Annotated in this window: 1 protein-coding gene; it reads left to right on the forward strand. The window is 39.7% G+C overall.

Translation table 11 applies throughout. The features are described 5' to 3' along the window. On the forward strand, nt 1-287 hold a 287-nt coding region (locus NRI27_RS18020; protein WP_371391914.1), incomplete at both ends, for an IS66 family transposase.

Genomic DNA, 287 nt, shown 5'->3' on the forward strand with positions numbered 1-287 from the left:
TATTATGGTAAATATGTCGATATTTATAATATGAGAAACCTAAATGATCACTCACCCCAATTAACTGAACAGGATACAAAGATTGCAGCTCTTGAAGAGGAACTACTCTGTCTAAAAGCAATCATAGCTAGGTACGAAGAGATGTTTCGATTACAAAAGCAACGCCAATTCGGAGCTTCAAGTGAGAAGTTCCCGAGTGGTCAACTGACACTTTTCGGTGAGGAAACATCACATTCTTCTACCCTGGAAAACACGACAGTGCAAGGAACTTCGAAAGCTTCCAATCA

The organism is Sporosarcina sp. OR05 (assembly GCF_041414805.1).
GTDB lineage: Bacteria > Bacillota > Bacilli > Bacillales_A > Planococcaceae > Sporosarcina > Sporosarcina saromensis.